This is a genomic window from Aurantimonas aggregata (assembly GCF_010500835.1).
GTDB classification, from domain to species: Bacteria; Pseudomonadota; Alphaproteobacteria; order Rhizobiales; family Rhizobiaceae; genus Aurantimonas; species Aurantimonas aggregata.
Genome location: NZ_JAAAMJ010000089.1, coordinates 1 through 717 on the forward strand (window position 1 = coordinate 1; position 717 = coordinate 717).

The following is a 717-nucleotide window of genomic DNA, read 5'->3' on the forward strand; positions in this document are numbered from 1 at the left end:
CGGCGTAGTCTCGTCCTTGGCGGGCATGGTCCCTCCGATCTGGAGTTTTTGGCGTCAGCACCCAAAAACTACGCCGGATCAGAGGCTTGGGCTAGGCCCGCCAGCCATGACGCATAATGCGGGCTAGGGCGCTCAGGAACGTTTCCATGCATCGTAGGCTCGTAAGATAGCCCATGCTTGACTCGCAAAACCGAGTATCGCGATCGCAGCGAGCAACAACAGCACGAGACCCAACGCGTTCCGTCCGGCGAGAGACCGCCGCCCGGTACGATCATGTGGACGTGCGGGTGGTGGGTCATCGCCGATCCCCAGGTGTGAAGCACGGCGGTGAGGCCGACGCGGGCGCCGAGGTGCATGGGATCGGCAGCGATGCGCGTCATCGTCTCCGTAGAGGCGCGGAACAGGAGGTCGTAGACGGCCTGCTTGTTCTGGAAGGCGATGACACCGATCTCGGCGGGCAGCGTGAAGACGACGTGGAAGTAGCCGACGGGCAGCAGATCCGCCTCGCGCTCGGCCAGCCAGTCTCGCGCCGCCGCGCCCTGGCACCGCGGGCAGTGGCGGTTGCGACAGGTAATGGGCGCTGCCCATTACCTGCCTTATGGGCAGATCCAGTAATGGGGAGATGGCGTGGCGGTGTGGGCATTTTTTCTGTGAATTGCGGCTCTTCTTGTCTCCATAACAGTGCGCTCCCGCGGTTCCGTCGGCTTGGCCACCGAT

The 717-nt window shown here is 63.6% G+C and carries 1 pseudogene; it reads right to left on the reverse strand.

Features of this window, described 5'->3' with window-relative positions:
* Positions 1 to 221 precede the first annotated feature (221 nt).
* Positions 222 to 572 (reverse strand): annotated as a pseudogene (locus GTW51_RS23385) (IS91 family transposase); the annotation flags it as partial.
* Positions 573 to 717: the final 145 nt, after the last annotated feature.